Source organism: Nocardia farcinica, from assembly GCF_029867845.1.
In the GTDB taxonomy this organism is placed as follows: domain Bacteria; phylum Actinomycetota; class Actinomycetes; order Mycobacteriales; family Mycobacteriaceae; genus Nocardia; species Nocardia farcinica_A.
Genome location: NZ_JARWRU010001058.1, coordinates 1 through 2,962, shown reverse-complemented (window position 1 = coordinate 2,962; position 2,962 = coordinate 1). Strand labels below are relative to the sequence as shown.

2 protein-coding genes are annotated in these 2,962 nt (G+C 73.7%); one reads left to right on the top strand and one right to left on the bottom strand.

Going from position 1 to position 2,962, the window contains the following annotated elements; genetic code table 11:
- Window positions 1-196 precede the first annotated feature (196 nt).
- Entirely contained in the window at window positions 197-1,963 is a 1,767-nt protein-coding gene (locus tag QH283_RS23380) for a GNAT family N-acetyltransferase (RefSeq protein ID WP_280505091.1), read from the bottom strand.
- Between the two features lie 49 nt (window positions 1,964-2,012).
- Here QH283_RS23380 and QH283_RS23375 point away from each other — a divergent pair, with 49 nt between their 5' ends.
- Entirely contained in the window at window positions 2,013-2,792 is a 780-nt protein-coding gene (locus QH283_RS23375; RefSeq protein ID WP_280505090.1) for an alpha/beta fold hydrolase, read from the top strand.
- Window positions 2,793-2,962 lie beyond the last annotated feature (170 nt).

Genomic DNA, 2,962 nt, shown 5'->3' with positions numbered 1-2,962 from the left:
CGCCCGCGTCACCGTGGGCGCCTCCCCGCCCACCGCGCGCTCCCCCGCAATCCGTGGCCGGCGGGGGCCTTCGGGCCCCGGCCGGTTCGCTGTCTGCTCCGCTCGTGTGAGAGAGGCTGCGAGCCGGTGTGATTCGGGCGGTCCCGCGCCGGTGTGATTGCGGGGTCCCGCGCCGGTGTGATTCGCGCGGTCCCGCTCAGAGGGCGCGTTTCAGTCCGACGTGGTCGTTGGCGTAGCCCAGGCGCGCGTAGAAGGCGTGCGCGCGTTCCCGCACCCGATCCGTGGTGATCTGCGCGAGCGTGGCGCCCCGGTGCCTGCCGTGGGTGTGCGCCCACTCCAGCATGGCGGTGCCGATGCCGCGGGAGCGCTCCGAGGCGGCGACCCGCACGCCCTCGATCTGCAACCGGGTGGTGCCGCCCCGGGACAAGCCGGGGATGATCGTCAGCTGCATGGTGCCGACGATACGGGGGTGTGCGGCGCGCCCCACGGCGAGATAGTGCGAATCGTCCCTGGTGACCGCGTCGTAGGCCTCCTCGTAGCGGGCGATCTCGGAGATCTCGCGGGTGCGGCCGATCTCGTCGTCGGAGAGGAGGGCGACCAGCGCCGGCACGTCGCCGCGCGCCGCCCGCTGCACCCGGTAGGTGCGCTCGCCCAGCCGCAGCAGACCGCCGACCGAGGCCCGCGCCCTGGCCCGCAACCGGGCGATCAACGTGTCCAGCCAGGTCCCGACGTGCCGTCGCGCCTCCGGGGTGTCCGGGTAGCGGCAGCGCAGGTGCAGGCCCGCCTCGTCGAGGATGAACCACAGCATCACGCCGTCGGTCCTGATCGTCGCGCCCACGTAGTGCGCCTCCAGGCCGGTCGCGTCCACCCGCACCGGCAGCCTGCGCAGATCCAGCCAGGAGATCGCGAACATGCCGGGCGCCTCCGGCATTCCGCCCCACGGCGCCAGGATGTCGGCCAGCGGCCAGGAACCCATGCCGACCGCCTCCTTCACCGCCTCCGCGCTCGCCCGGGGATCGGGGTCGGCCGACTCGAGCACCGAGTTGGTGATGAACCAGCCCACCGAGTCGTGCCAGGTGGCGTCGTAACGGCTGTGCACGGGGAAGACCGCGCGCAGCGGGGTGCCTGCCAGCTCGCGCGTCACCTCCGTCATGGCGCCCACCACCAGGGCCAACGTCGAGACGCCGTCCTCGCGGGCCTGCGCGGAGAAGGCGGCGCTGTCGTCGACGTCGAGCACGTCGCGGACCTCCACCCGCTCCTCGTGCAGCGTCGCCGCGCCGAGCGGCAGCGGGAAGCGGGGCATCACCCCGCCGCTGCTGGCCAGCACCTCGGCCCAGCGGCGGCGCACCTCCTCCGGCGCGGCGGGCCGGTCCCGCAGTGCGCGGGTGTGCTCGGCGAAGGCGGGCACCGGCGACAGCTCCGGCGGCTTGCCCGCCCGCACCGCGGCCAGCGCGGCGAGCAGGTCGCGGGCGATCACCAGCATCGACCACATGTCCACGTGCGAGTGGTCGGCGGCGACCACCACCGTCGGTCCCACCGCGGTCTCGAGCACACACAGCCGGTGCGATGGCCGCCCGTACGGCGAGCAGGCCCGGTCGAGCACCGTGCGCAGTGCGTCGTTGACCGCCTGACCCGGCGCGATCGCGTGCTCCACCCAGGCGCCCGGCCGGATCTCGACCTCGTTCAGCTGTGGCTCCCCGTCCGGTCCCGGCGAGAACACCGACCGCAGCGTCCCGTGCCGTTCGATGACCGCCAGCCACGCGTCGGCAAGGTAGAGAGTCGGCACCGGGGCGGGAAGTTTGAACGACAGCGCCATCCACGATCCGGGCCGGTCACCCGCGCCGACATGGCGTCGTTGGTCGAAGGACACCGGTAGCGCTCGACCCACCGCTCCGACGGAGACGTCGTAGCCGAGCAAACGGCCGAACGGGAGGCGTAGATGCGCGACATTGGTCAGCCGCATGACGGTATCCTAGGCGCCTTCCCGAGCGACCCGTACACCTGGAGCCACCGTGCCGACCTTCTCCGTTCCCGGCGCCGAACTCGATGTCGAACTGAGCGACGAGGGTGGCCACCCCGTCGTCCAGCTCCACGGCCTCACCTCCAGCCGTCACCGCGACCGCCTCATGGATCTCGATCTCGGCCGCGGCCTGTCCGGCACCCGCCTGTTGCGCTACGACGCCCGCGGCCACGGCAGGTCCACCGGCCGCCCCGTCCCCGAGGACTACCGCTGGCCCGTCCTCGCCGACGACCTGCTCCGGCTGCTCGACCACTGGTTCCCCGGCGAGAAGGTGCACGGCGTCGGCCCCTCCATGGGCACCGGCACCCTGCTGCACGCCGCCGTCCGCGACCCCGCCCGCTTCGCCGGCCTCACCCTGCTCGTCCCCGCCACCGCCTGGGCCACCCGCGCCGCCAAGGCCGAGATCTACCGCAAGAACGCCCGCCTGATCGAGGAACAGGGCCTGCAGGCCTTCCTGGGCGCCGACCTCGCCGCTCCCCGCCCACCCGCCACCGTCGGCACCCCCGAAACCGTGCCCGACGTCCCCGCGCACCTGCTGCCCTCCCTCTTCCGCGGCGCCGCCATGAGCGACCTGCCCGCGCCCGAGGCCATCGCCACCATCGACATCCCCGTCACCGTCCTCGCCTGGATCGACGACCCCGCCCACCCCGTCTCCACCGCCGAGGCCCTGCGCGACCTGCTGCCGAACGCCTGCCTCGAGATCGCCCACACCCCCGAGGATCTGGCCCGCTGGCCGAGCATCCTCTGCGCGGATGTCGCCCGGCACGGATAGTTCTGTCGCACAAGCGGTTCGACGCACCAGGCGACGCCGGGTCGGGCCCGGCGGGTGAGCAGGGGCGATGGTTCGGCCGGTGGACCGCTCACGCGACCAGCAGGAGCGCGGCGACGGCGGCCGTGGTGGCGAGAACCCCCACCACCAGGCCGGTGCGCACGAAGCGCGAC

Excerpts from the sequence above, each read along its gene's own strand:
- QH283_RS23380 (WP_280505091.1), bottom strand. The coding sequence starts at position 1,963 with ATGCGGCTGACCAATGTCGCGCATCTACGCCTCCCGTTCGGCCGTTTG.